An 18,575-nucleotide genomic window follows, 5' to 3' on the forward strand; every position below is an offset into this window, starting at 1 on the left:
AGAGACTACTCCTGCCCGGCGGCCGGCTGCTTGCGGCCCCCGGCGAAGGCGTGCGTCAGCAGCGTCCTGAACGCGCCGAACTGACGGGCGCGCAGCGCGCCGGGCACCATGCTCAGGGCGTGCAGCCGCATGGACACGTGCCGTCTGGCGGCCCGCGCCGCCTTGTGCCAGCCGTGCTCGTCCAGCACGTCCGCCACACCGAGGAAGTAGCGGCGCGCCTCGCCGAAGCGGGCGCCCGACATCGCCTCGTGCGAGGACAGGCTGCTGGTGTGCCTGCGGTAGCGGAAGCAGACGGTGGGGTCGACGGCCAGCTGCTCGCCGCGCTGCACCAGGTCGATGACCAGCGCCAGGTCCTGGATGACCGACAGGTCCTCGCGGAAGTTGATCTTCTTGACGATGTCGGACCGCCAGCACACCGAGGGGAAGTACAGCCAGTTCCCGCTGAGCAGGTTGGTGGCCAGCGGCTCGCCTTCGAGGACGCGGGCCCTGGTCGCGTCCGGCGCGTACAGCCGCCGCTTCACCTCGTCGACCAGGGTCTTCACCGGCTCGCCGCGCTCGTCGATGACCTGCACACCCGGCTGGTACATCGCGGCGTCCGGCGCCGCGGCGGCCATCGAGCGGATCGTGGCGACGTAGTCGGGCAGCATCAGGTCGTCGCTGCCCATCATGACGAAGTGGGCGTGCTCGACCAGGTCCACGCACTTGCGGAAGTTGCGGGTGATGCCGAGGTTGCGCTCATTGCGCTGGTAGCGCACCCGCTCGTCGCCCAGGCTTGCGAACCACTCGGCGACGCCGGGCTCGCGGCCGTCGTCCACGACGGTCAGCCGCCAGTCCTTGTCGGACTGGTCGAGGATGCTCTGTACCGCCAGCTGCAGCAGCCCGGTGTCCCCGTAGTGCGGCAGCATGATGTCGATCGTGTCCATGTGCGGTGCCTTACCGTCCCGTCGTGACGGACGGCTGCTGCATGTCGACCTTGCGGCCCAGCGCGACCACCAGGATCAGGCCGATCCGCAGCAGGTACATCATGGCGCGCAGCGGTGACTGGCTCGGTGTCCCCGCTATTCGCTCGCGCATGGCGACCGGGACCTGCCGGACCGTGTAGCCGGCCCGTATCGCCGACACCGTGCTCTCCACCGTGTCGCCCAGGTACTCCATCGGATACGTGCGCGCGAACTGGCTCAGCAGGTCGCGGTTGCAGGCGCGGAAGCCGGAGGTCACATCGGTCAGCCTGGTGTGGGCCATCCGGGACAGCACGGCGGCCAGCACCTTCATCGCCCACTTGCGCGGGCCGCGCACCGAGTAGTCGCCCTCGCCCGCGAACCGGGCGCCGATGACCAGGTCGGCGTGCTCCAGCTCCTTGAGCAGCTGCGGGACGCACCGCGGGTCGTGCTGGCCGTCGGCGTCCACCTGGATGGCCACGTCGTAGTTGTGGTCGGCGGCGTACCGGTAGCCCAGCCGCATCGCGCCGCCGACGCCCAGGTTGTACGGCAGCCGCAGCACCCGCGCGCCCGCGCCCAGTGCCACCCGTGACGTCTCGTCGGGTGAGCCGTCGTCCACGACGACGGTGTCGGCGCCCGGCAGGGTCGCCCTGACTTCCTTGATCACCCCTGCCACGCCCTCGGCCTCCATCCAGGCCGGCAGGATGATCAGCACGCGCTTGCCGTCGATCACGACGCCGCTCCGGTCTCGCTCGGGTTGGGGGCGGACGGGGGCGCCGTCGCGGCGGCGGCCGTCACCGGTGGGCGGGGAGTGTCGTCCGGCTGCTTGGACGCGCCCCGGATGAGGGCGATCTCCTCGGCCAGCGTGCGGGTCTCCTCCTCCAGGTGGCCGACTTCCCAGCTGAGCTGGAGGCAGACCATGAAGAGGAAGACGACGCTCAGGAAGAGGATGAAGCTCACACCGGACCGGACGCCGACGGTCTCGGCCACCGAGTCCAGACCCCGGGGAAAGAATCCCAGCGGAATGATGAGAACGCCGGTCACCATCCACAGCGCGGCGTATTTCTCCTTGAGCTTCCGCCGGCGCAGCATCTCGGCGATGATCAGAACCAGCACGACCCCCGTCAAGGAGGTGAGGATCCACAACTTCATGCCTAGACACTCCAGGGACTCGCGTGATCGTGCACCGAGGTCTGTTCTTCGCATCGGCCGTTCGCGCGCTCACCGATGGTGATCGTCCACGCTCCTGGCGCCGGGAACGTATGAACACCGGCCTGGGCTTAAACTACAAGTGAACAGTCGGTTATCTTACACGGCCACGCAAACCGACAGCCATGCAGGCGGCCACGACGACGGCCCCTACGGCGTAGGCGATCTCGACCCGGCTGCGCAATGCCATCGGGCTGACGGTGACTCCGATCAGCACCGCGGTTCCGATCACCCAGGAAATCAGCTGCTTGCGGGCACCCCCGCTGGTGAGCAGGGCCTGGCCCAGCACCATGGCGATCATGTAGGCGGTGGTGCCGAAGGCCAGCCACCCGAAGTCCGCGGCGGTCAGGATGTCGGGCGCGCTGAAGAGCGCGGGCAGCAGGGCGGGGCCGATGGCGACCGCGCACAGACCGCCCGCGGCCCCCAGTGATCCGGTGACCAGCACCGCCCGGAGCAGTAGCCGAGAGTAACCGCGGTGGTCGCCCTCGGCCGCGGCCGTCGACAGCCCGCGCAGCAGCGAGACCTGGAAGGCGCCGAAGACGAACAGCGGCACCCGGGCCAGTACGAGCGCGGCCAGCAGCGCCGTGACCAGCTCGGTGTCGTCCGTGGAGATGACCTTGGTGCTGATGACCGCGATATTCACCAGCAGTTGGGCCAGAAGAGTGGAAGCCACCAGCATGCCGAGCCGCTGGCTCATCTCCCGCCAGGGGGCCGGCGTCCCCGGCCGCGCCTCGGTCAGCGCCGGGCGGACGGTGGCGGCGACCGAGATCAGCGGCGCCACGGTGAGGATCATCGCGAAGGCGAAGGTCGAGTGGACCCCGGCGACCGCGAGGCCGACCGAGAAGACGATACGGAGCATGCCGTCGAGCCCGAGCTGCAGCCCGTAGGTCCTGAACAGCCCCAGGCCCGCCAGCACCCCGCGGGTGACATGGGCGCAGGACAGCGCGGCGAAGGCCCCGGCGAGGCTGAACACCAGTGAGATGTCGCCGTCGAAGAGCAGGTCGGCGATCGGCCGGGCCAGCAGCGCCAGCGGCAGCAGGGTGGCGCACAGCAGCGAGCCGGACAGCGCCGCCCCGCGCAGCAGCGCGGGGCGGGCCCCGTCGCCGGCGACCTTGCGGGCGGCGACCACCCGGGTGATCTCCTGCTCGACGGGGAAGAACAGCCCGAGGCCGATGGAGAAGACCACCGTCCACAGCACGGAGAAGGCCGCGGTCGCGTCCGAGTCGCCGTTGAGCGCGTGGTTCGCCGCGGACAGGTGGACGTAGCTGGCCAGGCCGAGCACCGCCGTGCCGCCGCCGACCAGGGCGGTGCCCTGGGGGAGCGCGGTGGAGATACGGGCGCTGAGCGTCGTCGTCATCGGGCGGCCCGCGGCGCGGCCAGGGCGGCGCTGAGGCCGGGTATCGCGGCGGCCAGGTCCGTGTGCCAGTCGGGCATCGGGTCGAGCCCCGCCGCGGCCCAGCGGTCGTGGCCGAGCACGCTGTACGAGGGGCGGCGGGCCGGGCGTACGAAGCGCTCCGAGGTGGTGGGGCGCACCCGCTCCGGGTCCAGGCCGTGCAGGGCGAACGCGGCGCGGGCCAGGCCGAACCAGGTCGTACTGCCCGACGCGGTGCCGTGGTAGACGCCCGCGGGCGCCCGGCCGGCCAGCGCGGCCTCGCCGAGTGCCAGCAGGCGTACCGCCAGCGAGCGCGTCCAGGTCGGCTGCCCGAGCTGGTCGTCCACCACGTCGAGGGTCTCCCGCTGTTCTGCGAGGGTCAGCATGGTGGTGACGAAGTTGCGGCCGTGCGCCCCGTACAGCCACGCGGTGCGGACCACGTAGCCGCGCTCCGGCAGCAGGTCGAGCACCGCCCGCTCGCCGGCCAGCTTGCCGCGGCCGTAGGCGTTGAGCGGTGCGGTGGGGGCGTCCTCGGCGTACGGCCGGTCGGCGTCGCCGGGGAAGACGTAGTCGGTGGACGGCTGGAGCAGCGGCAGGCCGTGCCGGGCGCAGGCCTCGGCGAGCCGGCGGACACCGTCGCCGTTGACGCGGGTGGCGGCGGCCTCGTCGGCCTCGGCGCCGTCCACGTCCGTCCAGGCGGCGGCGTTGACCACGATGTCGTGGCCGGCGACCGCCGCGTCGGCCGCGGCCGCGTCGGTGATGTCGAGGTCAGCGCGGGTCAGGGCGGTCGGGTCGGCGCCCGGCGCCCGGCCGAGCACATCGATCAGATCCCGGCCGAGCATGCCGCCCGCTCCGGTGACCAGCCAGCGTGTCATGCCGACAGTTCCGCCTTTTCCTTGAGGGGCTCCCACCACTGGCGGTTGTCCCGGTACCAGGCGACGGTGTCGGCCAGGCCCTCGTCGAAGCCGGTAAGGGGCTCGTACCCCAGTTCCTCGCGGATCTTGTCGATGCTCAGCGAATAGCGCAGGTCGTGGCCCTTGCGGTCCTCGACGTGCTCGACCTGGTCCCAGCCGGCCCCGAAGGCCGCGAGCAGCCGCTCGGTCAGCTCACGGTTGGTCACCTCGGTGCCGCCGCCGATGTTGTAGACCTCGCCGGACCGGCCCTTGTGCAGCACCAGGTCGATGCCGCGGCAGTGGTCGGAGACGTGCAGCCAGTCCCGTATGTTGCGGCCGTCGCCGTACAGCGGCACCTTGCGGCCGTCCAGCAGATTGGTGACGAACAGCGGGATCATCTTCTCGGGGAAGTGGTAGCGCCCGTAGTTGTTCGAACACCGGGTGACGGTCACATCGAGGCCGTGGGTGCGGTGGTAGGCCAGCGCCATCAGGTCGGAGGCCGCCTTGGAGGCGGAGTACGGCGAGTTGGGGGCCAGCGGCCACTGCTCGGTCCAGCTGCCCTCGGTGATCGAGCCGTAGACCTCGTCGGTCGACACATGGGCGAACCGGCCGACCTTGTGCCGCAGTGCCGCGTCGAGCAGCACCTGGGTGCCGAGCACGTTGGTGGTCACGAAGGGTGACGCGTCGGCGATCGAGCGGTCGACGTGCGACTCGGCGGCGAAGTGCACGACCGCGTCCTGGCCCGCCATCACCGCGTCCACCACCGACCGGTCACGGATGTCGCCGTGGACGAAGGTGTAGCCCTCGTGGCCGGCGACCGGGGCGAGGTTCGCCTCGTTGCCCGAGTACGTGAGGTTGTCCAGAACGGTGACCCGGGTGCCAGGACCGGACGGCAGCTCGCCGAGGAGCGTGGCCCGGACGAACTGGGAACCGATGAATCCGGCACCGCCGGTGACGAGAATTCTCATGGGAGCATCATCTTAAGACATGGTTACGCGCCGGTGGCCGCTCGGGGGGTGCCCGGTGGCCGTGGCTATCATGAACGCCATGCGTGGAATCCTGCTCGCCGGCGGCACCGGGTCTCGTTTGTGGCCGATCACCAAGGCCGTCTCGAAGCAGCTCATGCCGGTCTTCGACAAACCGATGGTCTATTACCCGCTGTCCACTCTCATTATGGCGGGCATCAAGGACATCCTGGTCATCACGACGCCGGACGACCGGGCGCAGTTCGAGCGGCTGCTCGGCGACGGCTCCCAGTTCGGTCTGGACATCCGGTTCGCCGCCCAGGAGAAGCCCGCCGGTATCGCCGAGGCATTCATCATCGGCGCGGAATTCATCGGTGACGACTCCGTCGCCCTCATCCTCGGCGACAACATCTTCCACGGCACCGGCCTGGGCACCCAGTTGCGCAGCTACCGGGAGCCGGACGGCGGCGTCGTCTTCGCGTACGCCGTCTCCAACCCCTCCGACTACGGAGTGGTGGAGTTCGACGCGGACGGCGTGGCGCGGTCCATCGAGGAGAAGCCGGCGAAGCCGCGGTCCCGCTACGCGGTGCCCGGTCTGTACTTCTACGACCGGGAGGTCGTGCCGATAGCCCGCCGGCTGACCCCCAGCGCCCGCGGGGAGCTGGAGATCTCGCACGTCAACCAGGAGTACCTGGAGCGCGGCAGGCTCAAGGTGTCCGTCCTGGACCGCGGCACGGTCTGGCTCGACACCGGCACCTTCCACTCCCTGGTCCAGGCCTCCGAGTACGTCCGGGTGGTCGAGGAGCGGCAGGGCTTCAAGATCGGCTGCGTCGAGGAGGCCGCCTGGCGCGCCGGGCTGCTGGACGACGCGGCGCTGCGGGCGCTCGCCGAGCCGCTGTGCAAGAGCGGCTACGGCGACTATCTGCTGGAGATCCTGGAGCACCCGCAGCACTGACCGGCCGCACCGACCGGCCGCGGGCCGCCCCGGTGCTCAGCGGCCGGCGGCCCGCAGCTCCCGCTGGAAGTCCTCGCACGCCTCGAACGACGGCAGCAGGCCGGCGTCCGCGGCCTCCCGCAGGGTCGGGGCCTCGCGGTCCTTGTCGGACAGCAGCGGCTCGACGCCGGCCGGCCACCCGATGGCCAGCTCAGGGTCGAGCGGGTTGATCCCGTGCTCACGGGTGGGCGCGTAGCCCTCCGAGCACAGGTAGACCACGGTCGCCTCGTCGGTGAGCGCCATGAAGGCGTGCCCCAGGCCCTCGGACAGGAAGATCGAGGTGTGGTCCTGGTCGTCCAGCCGGACGCCCTCCCACTGCCCGAAGGTCGGCGAGCCCACCCGGATGTCCACCACCACGTCGAGCACCGCGCCCCGCACGCACTTGACGTACTTGGCCTGGCTCGGCGGGACGTCGGCGAAGTGGATGCCGCGCAGGGTGCCGCGCGCCGAGACCGAGCAGTTGGCCTGCGCCAGCGCGAGCGGCCGGCCGGTGGCCGCGGTGAAGTCGGCCTCGCGGAACCACTCGTGGAAGCTGCCGCGGCTGTCCGGAAAGACCTTCGGTTCGTGCACCCAGGCCCCGGAGATGCCGAGCTGCCTCATTCGATCACGTCCTCGCGTTGTCGCTGTGCCGCCGCGATCCTACCGGCGGCGCGCGGGCGGCCGGCGCCGCTGCACCGGCCGCCGGGCCGCTGTGCAGGGTCGATAGGCTGCGGACATGACGTGGATGATTACCGGCGGCGCGGGTTATATCGGTTCCCATGTCGCCGCGGCGCTCGTCGCCGGCGGACACCGGGTGGTCGTCCTGGACGACCTGAGCACCGGTGATCCCGCGCGGCTGCCCGCCGGTGTGCCGCTGGTGCGCGGCAGCATCCTGGACCGGGCGGTGCTCGACCGGGCGCTGCGCGGGCACGAGGTGCGCGGCATCGTGCACATCGCGGCGAAGAAGCAGGTCGGGGAGTCCGTCGCCCGTCCGCTGTGGTACTACCGGGAGAACGTCGAGGGCCTGCGGACCGTACTGGAGGCCGCCGTCGAGGCGCGGGTGCGCAGCTTCGTGTTCTCCTCGTCCGCCGCCGTCTACGGCATGCCCGACGTGGACCTGGTCACCGAGCGGACCCCGTGCGAGCCGATGAGCCCGTACGGCGAGACCAAGCTCGCCGGGGAGTGGCTGGTCGCCGCGGCCGGGCGGGCGCACGGGATGTCCACCGCGTCGCTGCGCTACTTCAACGTCGCCGGCGCCGCCTCCCCCGGACTGGGCGACCCGGGGGTCTTCAACCTGGTGCCGATGGTCTTCGACCGGCTCTCGCGCGGGCTGCCCCCGCTGGTCTTCGGCGACGACTACCCGACGCCCGACGGCACCTGCGTGCGCGACTACGTCCACGTCGAGGACGTCGCGTCCGCGCATGTCGCCGCCGCCCGCCGGCTCACCGAGGACGGCGACGCCCACCTGGTGCTGAACATCGGCAGCGGCGAGGGCGTCTCGGTGGCCGAGATGGTCGGCATCATCCAGGAGGTTTCGGGCCACACTGGGACCGCCCCCGACGTGGTCGCCCGTCGCCCCGGCGACCCGGCCAGGGTCGTCGCGTCCGCGGAGTCGATCGGCAAGGAACTGGGCTGGTCGGCCGCCCACGGCGTACGCGAGATGGTCACCTCGGCCTGGGCGGGCTGGCAGCTGCGGCACCCGTAGCCGCGGGCACACGAGGCAGCGCACCCCGGCGCTCAGGTCGCCGCGGCGCACCATCCGACACGAGGGACGGACGTACGTGACGACGGCGGCACGGCAGGACGTGGTGGAGGCCCGCAGAGTCGTGGTCAAGGTCGGCTCCTCGTCGCTGACCACCGCGGCCGGCGGCCTGGACGCCGACCGGGTGGACGCCCTGGTCGACGTGCTGGCCAAGGCGCGCGAGGACCGGGAGATCGTGCTGGTCTCCTCCGGCGCCATCGCCGCCGGGCTGGCCCCGCTCGGGCTGGACCGCAGGCCGCGCGACCTGGCGCGGCAGCAGGCCTCGGCCAGCGTCGGGCAGGGCCTGCTGATGGCCCGCTACACCGCCTCCTTCGCGCGGTACGGCATCCGGGTCGGCCAGGTGCTGCTGACCTCGGACGACGTCAGCCGGCGGGCCCACTACCGCAACGCCTACCGCACCCTGGACCAGCTGCTGGCGATGGGCGCGGTGCCGGTGGTCAACGAGAACGACACCGTCGCCACCGACGAGATCCGCTTCGGCGACAACGACCGGCTCGCCGCCCTGGTCGCCCACCTGGTGCGCGCCGACCTGCTGGTGCTGCTCTCCGACGTCGACGGCCTCTACGACGGCGACCCGCGCACCCCGGGCACCAGCCTGATCGCCGAGGTCACCGGCCCGGCCGACCTGGCGGGCGTCTCCATCGGCAGCGCGGGCCGGGCCGGGGTCGGCACCGGCGGGATGGTGACCAAGGTGGAGGCCGCCGCCATCGCCACGGGCGCGGGCGTCCCCGTCGTGCTGACCTCGGCGGTGCACGCCGCCGACGCGCTGGCCGGCCGCCCGACCGGCACCCACTTCCACCGCACCGGCAAGCGCTCCGCCGACCGGCTGCTGTGGCTGGCGCACGCGTCCACCCCGCGCGGCTCCCTGCGGCTGGACGCCGGCGCGGTCAGCGCGGTCACCCAGCGGCACAGCTCGCTGCTGCCCGCCGGGCTGACCGGGGTGGAGGGCGACTTCGCCGCGGGCGACCCGGTCGACCTGAGGGACGAGTCGGGCCGTGCGGTGGCCCGCGGCCTGGTCAACTACGACGCCCGCGAACTGCCCAGGCTGCTCGGCCGCTCCACCCGGGACCTCGCGGCGGAGCTGGGACCTGCCTACGAGCGGGAGGTCGTGCACCGCGACGACCTGGTACTGCTGAGGCAGCAGGGGCTGCCGGGCTGACCTCGTCGGGGGCTTCTTGCGGAAAACACCCCCGCCGCTTGCCCGAGCCTGGTCAACTTTGATGAGGATGCGATGCGCAGGTACGTCCCTGCCACCGTCATGTCCGCGCCCACCGCCACGGGCCGGCCGGCGGCAGTGACCGCGACCCACAGGGGAGGCCGCCGGTGAAACGAGGGCGCCCAGGGCCATTGACCAGGAATTCGCCGGAGCGCGCGCTGGTCAGCGTCGACTCCGCGGCACCGGAGGACGCGGTCGTGCCGCAGCAGGGGCGGCCGCAGGACCGCACTCCCGCCCGGCTGTGGCATGTCACGCTCAGCGTCGCCGGGCCGCTCACGCCGCTTCCCGAGCTGCGCCGCGGCCTCGAACAGCTGGCCAACGACCACCCCTTCCTGCTGACCAGCCGCTACGCCCCCGACCACGCGGAGATCCGCTACTGGGAGGAGGCCAGGGACGTGCACGACGCCGCCGCGATCGCGCTGCGGCTGTGGGGCGAGCACCGCTCGACCGCCGGGCTGCCGCCCTGGGAGACCGTCGGCCTCGAAGTGATCGACCGGGAGACCTACCACCAGCGGCTCGCCGAGGGCTACGGCCCTGCGCCCGCGGTCCCGGTGGGCGTGCACCCCTTCTGACCGGGCGCACCGCGTACGCCGTCCGCCGACCGGGCACCCCCGGCGGCGGACCGCGCCCGTTCAGTACGCTGCACCCATGGACCTGCTCTCGCCGCTGCCGAAGTCCCCCGTGATGCTCGCGGCGTACCGCGCCAAGGCCGCCGCCGCGGACCTGGCCCCGCTGCCGCGGGCCGCGAAGGACGACGCCCTGCTGGCCATCGCCGACGCGCTGATCGTCCGCACCCAGGAGATCGTCGCCGCGAACGCCGAGGACATCGCCCGCGCCGAGGAGGCCGGCACCAGCCCGGCGATCATCGACCGGCTCACCCTCACCCGGGAGCGGATCGCCGCCATCGCCGCCGACGTCCGCCATGTCGCGGGCCTGCCCGACCCGGTCGGCGAGGTGCTGCGCGGCTCCACCCTCCCCAACGGCCTCGACCTGCGCCAGGTCCGGGTCCCGCTGGGCGTGGTCGGCATCATCTACGAGGCCAGGCCCAACGTCACCGTCGACGCCGCCGCGCTGTGCCTGAAATCGGGCAACGCGGTCCTGCTGCGCGGCTCGTCGTCCGCCTACGCCTCCAACACCGCTCTGGTCACCGTCCTGCGCGACGCGGTCGGCGGCGCGGGCCTGCCCGCCGACGCCGTGCAGCTCGTCCCCGGCGAGAGCCGGGAGTCGGTCACCGAGCTGATGCGCGCCCGCGGCATGGTCGACGTGCTCATCCCGCGCGGCGGCGCCTCGCTGATCCGTACCGTCGTCGAGGGCTCCACCGTCCCGGTGATCGAGACCGGTACCGGGAATTGCCACGTCTACGTCGACGCCGAGGCCGATCTCGACATGGCCGTGGAGATCCTGGTCAATTCCAAGGCCCAGCGGCCCAGCGTCTGCAACGCCGCCGAGACCCTGCTCGTGCACCGCGACATCGCCGACCGCTTCCTGCCCCGCGCCCTGGCCGCGCTGGCCGCCGCCGGGGTCACCGTGCACGGCGACCCGCAGGTGGTGGCCGCGGCCGAGGCACTGGCCGCCGACGGCGGCAAGGCCACCGTGGTGCCGGTCACCGCGGAGGACTGGGAGACCGAGTACCTGTCGTACGACATCGCCGCCGGGGTGGTGGACTCGCTGGAGGCCGCCGTCGCGCACATCCGGCTGTGGTCCTCCGGCCACACCGAGGCGATCGTGACCACCTCGCAGCCCGCCGCCCGCCGCTTCACCCAGCTGGTCGACGCGGCCGCGGTGATGGTGAACGCCTCGACGCGCTTCACCGACGGAGGCCAGTTCGGCTTCGGCGCCGAGATCGGCATCTCCACCCAGAAACTGCACGCCCGCGGCCCGATGGGGCTGCCCGAGCTGACCTCCACCAAGTACATCGTCACCGGCGACGGGCACATCCGCTGACCTGCGGCGGTCCGAGCCGGGTCGATACTGGGCCATCCGGGTGCACAGCCGGTCCACAGGCGACCGGGATTCCCCTGCCCAAAGGGCCAACTTCCGCATTACTCTGGACAGATGCCGGACGATGACGAATTCGCCTCCGTAGTCCTCGACGAAGAATTCGTACGGTCTGCTCTGTTCCACGAGCCCACGGCCCGGGAACGGATGCTCGCCGTCGCCGAAGGTCCCGCGCTACCGCCCGGCTGGCCCGGGCGGCGCACCAACCCGCGCTCCGCCGTCCCCGAACTGGGCGGCGACGCGGAATTCCCCGATTCCGACCCGCTCTATGCCGCCGGGCACCCCTACCGCGGCAGCAACACCCGCTGGCACCGTCCGGTCGCCTGGGCGCTGGCCGTGGTCATGGGCATCGGCGTGGTCGCCCTCACCTTCGCCGCGGTCTACCGCGGCGCGGGCGGCGGCATCCGGCAGCCCGCCGACCCCCCGCCGTCCAGCGGCAGCCCGGTCGGCGGCCAGACCATCCCGCCCGTCGCCAGAACCCCGGTGCCCTGATCTCATGTCAACTCGACGGGCATCGGGGCGTTTATTCCCGCGCCCGCGGACTTAACCTTGTGATATGAGCGGGCCTGGAGACCCTCCTGAGGGCACGCCCGAGGGCGCCTCAGGAGGCGGTGAGGACGAGTACCGATCCGTCGTATTCGACGAATCGTTCGTGAAGGCTGCCCGGATCCAGGAGTATTCGGCGCGGGAGCGGCAGGACGACGCCGCCCGCCCGGTCAGGATCCGCCATGTGCTGCCCCGCGGCCTGGCCCGCCAGGCGGTGGCGCTGATCTCGCTCATCGTGCTGGCCTTCGGCTTCGCGATCTACATGGGGGTACGCCACCCGTACAAGGCCCGCGAGGCCGGCTCCGGCGAGCAGCTGCGCGTCACGGTGATCCCGCTGGTGCCCGGCGGCACCGTCCCGGCCGTCTCGCCGACCGCGCCTTTCGCCGGGACCGCGGCGGCCGGTTACGGGCGGGGCGCCGGCGGACTGAAGCTGCTGCCGGCGGACATGCACCGGATCGGCGGATACGCCGAGAGTGAGGTCAGGGCCGGCTACGAGACGGCCAGGGAATTCCTCACCGACTCCGCCATCGACGCGCAGACCGTCACCGGCGGCGATGTGCGCGGGGTGCTCGACCTGCTCGACCCCAGCCAGATCGACCAGTTCGAGAGCAGCCTCAGCGCCCCGGCCGCAGACGGCACCCACGAGGCCACCGGCTGGCTGGTGCGCTTCGACCCCGACCCCGGGATGCGGGTGGAGCTGGTCGACGGGGACGGCGTACGGGTGGACGGCACCTTCTCGGCGGCCGAGACCGGCGACAACCGGCTGGAGATCACCGCCGACCACACCTACGTCTACGCGATCCGCGGCTCGTCCGACGCCACAGGACCCGTATCGCTGTTCACCGTACGGCGGCAGCTGCGCTTCCAGTTCGACCACGACGAGCTGCGGCGGCACCGCGTCGAGGTGGTGCAGGCCGACATCGCGGCGGGACCGCTGGCCTGCGCGGCCGAGGTGCAGAGCTACTTCCGGCCGATACTGGCCGGCCACTCCGCGCCCGGCGCGGTCAGCAGCGCCGACCCCTACGACCACGCCCGCCCGCCCGGCGCCGTCTGCGCGCCGCTCACCGGCGCCGCGCTGACACCCACGGACACGCCGACGCCCGGGGCGACGCCCCGGGCGACCGGCACGAACACGGCGGCCACCCGTACGGCGGCCACTCATTCGGCGGCCGTGGCGAACACCGCGGCCACCGCTCCTACCGCAGCGGGCTCTCCGGCTGATCGTCGTCGTCCGGTGTCGAGTCCTCCGCTGACCCCGCGGGCCGCTCCGCGGTCGCCTGCGACGTACCGGACCCCGTGAAGCGGTCCCTGAGCTTGCCGCCGACGTCGCCCGCGCCATTGGTGATGTCGCGGATCAGGCCCATCAGCGGGTCCTTGCTCTTCTTCACCGTGTCGGCGTAGTGGTTCGCCGACTCGCGGAAGGCGTCGGAGACCGAGGCGTCCTTGTCGGTGGTCCGCCGCGGGTAGTGCCCGTCCATCAGCCGCTGGTAGTCCCGGGTGGACGCCCAGCGGCGCAGCTCGGCGGCCCGCACCGTGGTGAACGGGTGGCTGCGCGGCAGCACATTGAGGATCTTGAGTACCGAGTCGCGCAGATCGCCCGCCGCCTCGTACTCGTCGGCCTGCTTGAGGAAGGCGTCCACATTCATCTCGTGCAGATGATTGCCGCCGGCGATCTTCATCAGGCCGCGCATCGACGCCTGGAGGTCCTGGCCGACCAGCAGCCCGGCCCGGTCGGCGGACAGCTCCGACTTGCGGAACCACTCGCGCAGCGCGGTGATGATCGCCAGGATCGCCAGATTGCCCAGCGGGATCCACGCCACCCGCAGCGCCAGGCTGGTCAGGAAGAGCAGTATCGTCCGGTAGACCGAGTGGCCTGACAGCGCGTGGCCGACCTCGTGGCCTATGACCGCCCGCATCTCCTCCTCGTCCAGCAGCTCGACGAGACCGGTGGTGACCACGATGACCGGCGCGTCCATGCCGATGCACATGGCATTGGGCTGCGGGTCCATCGTGACGTACATCGACGGGACCTTCTCCAGGTCCAGGATGTAACAGGCGTCCCGCAGCATCGCGTTGAGATGCGCGAACTGCTCGTCGCTGACCCGGACCGAGTCCGACAGGAACAGCAGCCGCAGGCTGCGCTCGGGCAGCAGTCCGCTGAGCGCCTTGAAGACCGTGTCGAACCCGGTGAGCTTGCGCAGCGCCACCAGCGCGGACCTGTCCGCGGGGTGCTCGTAGGCACGTGAGGAGATGTCAGGGAACCGCTTGCGGTTGCGTCCAGGCAGCTTTTCCGTGCTCACGCGCTCGTCGTTCGGTCCGTTCGACTCGGACATACTGGCCCAACCCCCTGGTAGCCCACCGGTACATAGTCTGGACGCGCGGAGCCTGCGCGAAGTTCCCGCGGGGCCGCCCGTACGATGTGCCGAGAGTCTTCCCGCCCGTCCCCGACTTCGCAAAGGGTCTCGCTGATCATGTCGCCCCTCGCAGCCTCCGCCCTGACCACCCTCGCCGAGGAGTCCGGCGGCAACCACCACAGCCTCAGCCCGTACCTGACCGGCTTCGGCGCCCTCGGCGCCCTGCTGCTTCTGCTGTGGCTGGTCACCCGCTTCAACCGGGACTGACCGTCGCCATGCCGGACAGCAAGCACCGCATCGGTGTGATGGGCGGTACGTTCGATCCCATCCACCACGGGCACCTGGTGGCCGCGAGCGAGGTGGCGAGCCTCTTCCACCTCGACGAGGTGGTCTTCGTGCCCACCGGGCACCCCTGGCAGAAGAGCGACCAGCAGGTGTCGGCGGCCGAGGACCGGTATCTGATGACGGTGATCGCCACCGCGTCGAATCCGACGTTCTCGGTCAGCCGCAGCGACATCGACCGCGCGGGCAAGACTTATACCATCGACACACTCCGCGACCTGCGGGCCGAGCACCCGGCGGCCGAGCTGTTCTTCATCACCGGAGCGGACGCGCTGTCGCAGATCTTCTCCTGGCGGGACGCCGAGGAGCTGTTCTCGCTCGCACATTTCATCGGGGTCACACGTCCTGGGCATACGCTGTCGGACCCGGGCTTTCCCGAGGGCGGAGTGTCGCTGGTCGAGGTCCCGGCGCTGGCGATCTCCTCGACGGACTGCCGCCAGCGGGTGGCCAAGGGGGATCCGGTCTGGTACTTGGTTCCGGACGGGGTGGTGCGCTACATCGACAAGCGCGCGCTCTACCGGGACGCTACCGGGTAGCAGGCGCCGCGAAACGAAGCACGTGAAGGGGTTCCTCGTGAACGACGCAAACCCCCGTTGGCAATATGCCGAGGGCGGACCCGACGACGAGAGGGACCCCTACCCGCAGGACCCCTATTACCAGCAGCAGTCCTACGGTTACGACCAGTACGGCAATCCCCGCCCGCAGCCCCCGCAGACCCCCCAGGTACCGCAGCAGCCCGGCTACCAGGACCCGTACCAGACCTACGGCGGCTCCCCGCCCCCGCCCGGCCAGCAGCAGGGCTGGATCCCCCAGCAGCCCCAGCAGCCGTACTACGGGCAGCAGCCCTACGACACGGGCCGGCAGCCGCAGGCGTACGACACGAACGGGCAGCCGCTCTACGACACCGGCCAGCAGCCCCGCTACGACACGGGCCAGCAGCAGCCGGTGTACGACACCGGTCAGCAGCCCCCGTACGACACCGGCCAGCAGCAGCCCGTCTACGACACCGGCCAGCACACCGCGTACCAGACGGGGCAGCACGCGGTCTACGAGACGGGCCGGCAGCCGGTCTACGACACCGGCCAGCAGCAGCCGGTGCACGACACCGGTCAGCAGCCCGTGTACGAGACCGGGCAGCACGCCGCGTACGAGACGGGGCAGCAGCCCGCGTACGAGACCGGCCAGCAGCCCGTGTACGAGACCGGGCAGATGTCCGTGCAGACCGAGGACCTGACCAAGCCGGCCGGCGGGCGCGCCGGGTACCAGACCGAGATGTTCGCCTTCGTCGACGAGGAGTCCGAGCAGTCGGAAGAGGTCATCGACTGGCTCAAGTTCTCCGAATCGCGCACCGAGCGCCGCGAGGAGGCCAAGCGGCGCGGCCGCAACCGCACGGCCGGTCTTGCCGTGCTGCTGGTGCTGGCGCTGCTCGGCGGCGCCGGGTATCTGTGGCAGGCGGGCAAGCTGCCGGGGCTCGGCAAGTCCACGGCGACGCAGGCCGCGGCCGGCGGACCGCAGAAGCGCGACGTCATAGTCGTGCACCTGGTCCCGGTGAACGGCGGCCCCAGCGACACCGCGCTGCTGGTGGACAACACCACCAAGGGCCGCGGCACCACCGTCCTGCTGCCCAACACGCTCTCGGTGACCGGGGACGACGGCACCGCGACCACGCTGGACAAGTCCGTCGGCGACGGCGTCGGCCCCACCAGGGACTCGCTGAACACCCTGCTCGGCGCCGACATCAAGGGCAGCTGGCGGCTGGACAGCCCGTATCTGGAGCTGCTGGTCGACGCGATCGGCGACGTCTACGTCGACACCGACACCGCGGTCAAGGGCACCGGCAAGGACAGCGGCAGGACGCTGGTCCAGGCGGGCAAGCAGCAGGAGCTGACCGGCGAGGCGGCCGTCGCCTACGCCACCTACCGCGCCGCGGGCGAACCGCAGACCAAGCAGCTCGGCCGCTTCGGGCAGGTCATGCAGGCGGTGCTCAAGAAGATGCCGAGCGACGCCGCGGGCGCGACCAGGACCGTGCAGTCGCTCGGCCAGATCCTCGACCCGTCGCTCACCGACAAGCAGCTCGGCGCGTCCCTCGCGCAGCTCGCCGACCTGGCGAAGACCGGCGCGTACGACACCACGCTGCTGCCGGTGCAGCCGAACGGCACGCTCAGCACGCAGGCCACCGACACCGTGGTCAAGAACGTGCTCGGCGGCACCGTCAAGCAGTCCGACGGCACCACCCAGCCGCGGGTCCTGATCAGCGACGCGACCGGGAACGCCAAGGCGGCCCCGATGGCGCAGGCCGCGATCGTCAACGGCGGCACCTACACCTATGTCTCCGGCGGCAAGGCCGGCGCGACCAAGTCCACGTCCGAGGTGCTCTACGGCGACCCGGCGCGGCTCACCGCGGCCAAGGACGTCGCCGCCACGCTCGGCCTGCCGCCGACCGCGGTCAAGAAGGGCACGGTGCCCTCGAACGCCGACATCGCGGTGACGCTCGGCAAGGACTACAAACTGCCGCCGCAGTGACCGGCGGCCCGCGCCGCCGGTGACGCCGGACCGCTGATCGGAAAACCGGTCGGGGGCTGTCGGAGGGTCGTGAGACCCTTGAAGCAGTCCAGCCCCCGACCGGAAAGCCGTTTCTGTGACCGCCACTGACCGTTCCATCGAGCTGACCCGCGCCGCCGCACAGGCCGCCGCCGACAAGCTCGCGCACGACATCATCGCCTACGACGTCAGCGACGTGCTGTCCATCACCGACGCCTTCCTGGTCGCGTCGGCGCCGAACGACCGGCAGGTCAAGGCGATCGTCGACGCCATCGAGGAGACGCTCCTCAAGGACCTGGACATCAAGCCGGTCCGCCGCGAGGGCGAGCGGGACGGCCGCTGGGTGCTGCTCGACTACATCGACATCGTCGTCCACGTGCAGCACTCCGAGGAGCGGGTCTTCTACGCCCTGGAGCGGCTGTGGAAGGACTGCCCGGAGATCGCCCTGCCCGAGGACGCCGTCGCCACCCGGGGCAAGGGCAAGGCGCACGCCGCGGCCACCGCGGCGGCGGACGACGACGGGAAGCTGAGCTGAACGGGCAGGCGAGCGGCAGGGGCCGCCGGATCGTCCTGTGGCGGCACGGCCAGACCGGCTGGAATCTGGAGCAGCGCTTCCAGGGCAACACCGATATCGAGCTGACCGACACCGGTGTCGCCCAGGCCCGCCGCTCCGCCCGGCTGCTGGCCGCGCTGGCGCCCGACGCCATCATCTCCTCGGACCTGAGCCGGGCCGCCGCGACCGCCGCCGAGCTGGCCGCGCTCACCGGCCTGCCCGTCACGTACGACAAGGGCCTCCAGGAGACGTACGCCGGGCGCTGGCAGGGGTTGACCCACGAGGAGATCCTCGGCCAGTTCGGTGAGCAGTACGCCGCCTGGAAGCGCGGTGAGCCGGTCCGCAGGGGCGGCGGCGAACTGGAGACCGAGGTCGCCGACCGGGCCGCTCCCGTGGTGCTGGCCGCCGCGGACGAACTGGCCGACGGCGGCGTGCTGGTCGTGGTCAGCCACGGCGGCACGATCCGTACGACCATCGGCCGGCTGCTCGGCCTCGACCCGCTCACCTGGGAGTCGCTGGGCGGGCTGTCCAACTGCTGCTGGTCGGTCCTCGGCGAGGGGGCGCGCGGCTGGCGGCTGACCGAGCACAATGCCGGCACCCTCCCGGAGCCGGTGCTCGGCGACGACGCGTAGCCGCCCGCGGCGGTTGCCCGGCGGCGGCGCTCGGCCGCCCGTGGCGGTTGTTCGGCGATGACGCTCGGCCGCGGCGGGGGGTGCCGTCCCGCGCGTGGGGCGGGCGTCCGGCCGATTTCGTTTCCGGTCCACCGACCGGCTATGCTTCTTCACGTCGTCAGGGGAGACCCCGACGGACGCGGGGCTGTAGCTCAGTTGGTAGAGCGCTTGCATGGCATGCAAGAGGTCCGGGGTTCAATTCCCCGTAGCTCCACAAGGTCGAGGGCGGAGTGTGCTCGCGG

At 71.7% G+C, this 18,575-nt stretch carries 20 protein-coding genes and 1 tRNA gene; 13 read left to right on the plus strand and 8 right to left on the minus strand.

Features of this window, described 5'->3' with window-relative positions:
• Window positions 1-5 precede the first annotated feature (5 nt).
• The 6 genes from OHA86_RS26030 to rfbB form a co-directional block, all read right to left on the minus strand.
• Window positions 6-923 (minus strand): glycosyltransferase family 2 protein, encoded by a 918-nt coding sequence (locus OHA86_RS26030; RefSeq protein WP_329178966.1) that lies wholly within the window; start codon window positions 921-923, stop codon window positions 6-8.
• A 10-nt stretch (window positions 924-933) separates the two neighbouring features.
• A complete protein-coding gene (locus OHA86_RS26035; protein ID WP_329178967.1) occupies window positions 934-1,671 on the minus strand; it encodes a glycosyltransferase family 2 protein in 738 nt (245 codons plus the stop codon).
• The gene (locus OHA86_RS26040) at window positions 1,668-2,090 is read right to left on the minus strand and encodes a DUF2304 domain-containing protein (RefSeq protein ID WP_329178969.1); all 423 of its coding nucleotides are present in this window, start codon (window positions 2,088-2,090) and stop codon (window positions 1,668-1,670) included. Before OHA86_RS26040 ends, OHA86_RS26035 begins: the two co-directional genes overlap by 4 nt.
• A gap of 151 nt (window positions 2,091-2,241) precedes the next feature.
• Window positions 2,242-3,504, minus strand: a complete 1,263-nt coding sequence (locus tag OHA86_RS26045) for a hypothetical protein (RefSeq protein WP_329178971.1) — start codon at window positions 3,502-3,504, stop codon at window positions 2,242-2,244.
• Window positions 3,501-4,394, minus strand: a complete 894-nt coding sequence (rfbD, locus tag OHA86_RS26050; protein WP_329178972.1) for a dTDP-4-dehydrorhamnose reductase — start codon at window positions 4,392-4,394, stop codon at window positions 3,501-3,503. The genes OHA86_RS26045 and rfbD overlap by 4 nt, the downstream gene beginning before the upstream one ends.
• Window positions 4,391-5,380 (minus strand): dTDP-glucose 4,6-dehydratase, encoded by a 990-nt coding sequence (rfbB, locus tag OHA86_RS26055; protein ID WP_329178974.1) that lies wholly within the window; start codon window positions 5,378-5,380, stop codon window positions 4,391-4,393. Before rfbB ends, rfbD begins: the two co-directional genes overlap by 4 nt.
• Before the next feature lie 79 nt (window positions 5,381-5,459).
• On the opposite strand from rfbB, the gene rfbA reads away from it, so the two are divergent.
• On the plus strand, window positions 5,460-6,332 hold the full coding sequence (gene rfbA / locus OHA86_RS26060) for a glucose-1-phosphate thymidylyltransferase RfbA (protein WP_443071890.1): 873 nt from the start codon (window positions 5,460-5,462) through the stop codon (window positions 6,330-6,332).
• 36 nt (window positions 6,333-6,368) lie between these two features.
• On the opposite strand, the gene rfbC is transcribed toward rfbA, so the two are convergent.
• On the minus strand, window positions 6,369-6,971 hold the full coding sequence (gene rfbC, locus OHA86_RS26065; RefSeq protein ID WP_329178978.1) for a dTDP-4-dehydrorhamnose 3,5-epimerase: 603 nt from the start codon (window positions 6,969-6,971) through the stop codon (window positions 6,369-6,371).
• 115 nt (window positions 6,972-7,086) lie between these two features.
• On the opposite strand from rfbC, the gene galE reads away from it, so the two are divergent.
• From galE to OHA86_RS26095, 6 genes are all read left to right on the plus strand, one after another.
• Window positions 7,087-8,055, plus strand: coding sequence for a UDP-glucose 4-epimerase GalE (galE, locus tag OHA86_RS26070; RefSeq protein ID WP_329178980.1), 969 nt, complete (start codon window positions 7,087-7,089; stop codon window positions 8,053-8,055).
• 121 nt (window positions 8,056-8,176) lie between these two features.
• Window positions 8,177-9,271: a glutamate 5-kinase gene (gene proB / locus OHA86_RS26075; RefSeq protein ID WP_443072020.1), complete on the plus strand. Its 1,095-nt coding sequence runs from the start codon at window positions 8,177-8,179 to the stop codon at window positions 9,269-9,271.
• A 164-nt stretch (window positions 9,272-9,435) separates the two neighbouring features.
• Complete coding sequence (locus OHA86_RS26080; protein WP_329178981.1) at window positions 9,436-9,900, plus strand: hypothetical protein; 465 nt, start codon at window positions 9,436-9,438, stop codon at window positions 9,898-9,900.
• Between the two features lie 76 nt (window positions 9,901-9,976).
• A complete protein-coding gene (locus tag OHA86_RS26085) occupies window positions 9,977-11,272 on the plus strand; it encodes a glutamate-5-semialdehyde dehydrogenase (protein ID WP_329178983.1) in 1,296 nt (431 codons plus the stop codon).
• Window positions 11,273-11,383: 111 nt separating this feature from the next.
• Entirely contained in the window at window positions 11,384-11,818 is a 435-nt protein-coding gene (locus OHA86_RS26090; protein ID WP_329178985.1) for an SCO2583/SCO2584 N-terminal domain-containing protein, read from the plus strand.
• A 64-nt stretch (window positions 11,819-11,882) separates the two neighbouring features.
• On the plus strand, window positions 11,883-13,172 hold the full coding sequence (locus OHA86_RS26095) for an SCO2583 family membrane protein (RefSeq protein WP_329178987.1): 1,290 nt from the start codon (window positions 11,883-11,885) through the stop codon (window positions 13,170-13,172).
• Here OHA86_RS26095 and OHA86_RS26100 read toward each other — a convergent pair.
• Window positions 13,069-14,205, minus strand: a complete 1,137-nt coding sequence (locus tag OHA86_RS26100) for a M48 family metallopeptidase (RefSeq protein ID WP_329178988.1) — start codon at window positions 14,203-14,205, stop codon at window positions 13,069-13,071. The genes OHA86_RS26095 and OHA86_RS26100 overlap by 104 nt on opposite strands.
• A 138-nt stretch (window positions 14,206-14,343) precedes the next feature.
• Between OHA86_RS26100 and OHA86_RS26105 the strand changes: the two genes are divergently transcribed.
• From OHA86_RS26105 to OHA86_RS26130, 6 genes are all read left to right on the plus strand, one after another.
• Window positions 14,344-14,493: a hypothetical protein gene (locus OHA86_RS26105; protein WP_329178990.1), complete on the plus strand. Its 150-nt coding sequence runs from the start codon at window positions 14,344-14,346 to the stop codon at window positions 14,491-14,493.
• An 8-nt stretch (window positions 14,494-14,501) separates the two neighbouring features.
• Window positions 14,502-15,104, plus strand: a complete 603-nt coding sequence (gene nadD / locus OHA86_RS26110; protein WP_329178992.1) for a nicotinate-nucleotide adenylyltransferase — start codon at window positions 14,502-14,504, stop codon at window positions 15,102-15,104.
• Window positions 15,105-15,141: 37 nt separating this feature from the next.
• Entirely contained in the window at window positions 15,142-17,091 is a 1,950-nt protein-coding gene (locus tag OHA86_RS26115; RefSeq protein WP_329178994.1) for an LCP family protein, read from the plus strand.
• Window positions 17,092-17,206: 115 nt separating this feature from the next.
• Complete coding sequence (gene rsfS, locus OHA86_RS26120) at window positions 17,207-17,644, plus strand: ribosome silencing factor (RefSeq protein ID WP_329178996.1); 438 nt, start codon at window positions 17,207-17,209, stop codon at window positions 17,642-17,644.
• On the plus strand, window positions 17,641-18,294 hold the full coding sequence (locus OHA86_RS26125) for a histidine phosphatase family protein (protein ID WP_329182559.1): 654 nt from the start codon (window positions 17,641-17,643) through the stop codon (window positions 18,292-18,294). Before rsfS ends, OHA86_RS26125 begins: the two co-directional genes overlap by 4 nt.
• A 180-nt stretch (window positions 18,295-18,474) precedes the next feature.
• Window positions 18,475-18,547, plus strand: a tRNA-Ala gene (locus OHA86_RS26130).
• The last annotated feature ends 28 nt before the right edge of the window (window positions 18,548-18,575 follow it).

Source organism: Streptomyces sp. NBC_01477 (assembly GCF_036227245.1).
In the GTDB taxonomy this organism is placed as follows: Bacteria; Actinomycetota; Actinomycetes; order Streptomycetales; family Streptomycetaceae; genus Actinacidiphila.

Coding starts and splice junctions, on each gene's coding strand:
- OHA86_RS26030 (WP_329178966.1), bottom strand. CDS start 923: ATGGACACGATCGACATCATGCTGCCGCACTACGGGGACACCGGGCTG.
- OHA86_RS26040 (WP_329178969.1), bottom strand. CDS start 2,090: ATGAAGTTGTGGATCCTCACCTCCTTGACGGGGGTCGTGCTGGTTCTG.
- OHA86_RS26045 (WP_329178971.1), bottom strand. CDS start 3,504: ATGACGACGACGCTCAGCGCCCGTATCTCCACCGCGCTCCCCCAGGGC.
- rfbD (WP_329178972.1), bottom strand. CDS start 4,394: ATGACACGCTGGCTGGTCACCGGAGCGGGCGGCATGCTCGGCCGGGAT.
- rfbB (WP_329178974.1), bottom strand. CDS start 5,380: ATGAGAATTCTCGTCACCGGCGGTGCCGGATTCATCGGTTCCCAGTTC.
- rfbA (WP_443071890.1), top strand. CDS start 5,460: ATGCGTGGAATCCTGCTCGCCGGCGGCACCGGGTCTCGTTTGTGGCCG.
- rfbC (WP_329178978.1), bottom strand. CDS start 6,971: ATGAGGCAGCTCGGCATCTCCGGGGCCTGGGTGCACGAACCGAAGGTC.
- galE (WP_329178980.1), top strand. CDS start 7,087: ATGACGTGGATGATTACCGGCGGCGCGGGTTATATCGGTTCCCATGTC.
- OHA86_RS26085 (WP_329178983.1), top strand. CDS start 9,977: ATGGACCTGCTCTCGCCGCTGCCGAAGTCCCCCGTGATGCTCGCGGCG.
- OHA86_RS26090 (WP_329178985.1), top strand. CDS start 11,384: ATGCCGGACGATGACGAATTCGCCTCCGTAGTCCTCGACGAAGAATTC.
- OHA86_RS26095 (WP_329178987.1), top strand. CDS start 11,883: ATGAGCGGGCCTGGAGACCCTCCTGAGGGCACGCCCGAGGGCGCCTCA.
- OHA86_RS26100 (WP_329178988.1), bottom strand. CDS start 14,205: ATGTCCGAGTCGAACGGACCGAACGACGAGCGCGTGAGCACGGAAAAG.
- OHA86_RS26105 (WP_329178990.1), top strand. CDS start 14,344: ATGTCGCCCCTCGCAGCCTCCGCCCTGACCACCCTCGCCGAGGAGTCC.
- nadD (WP_329178992.1), top strand. CDS start 14,502: ATGCCGGACAGCAAGCACCGCATCGGTGTGATGGGCGGTACGTTCGAT.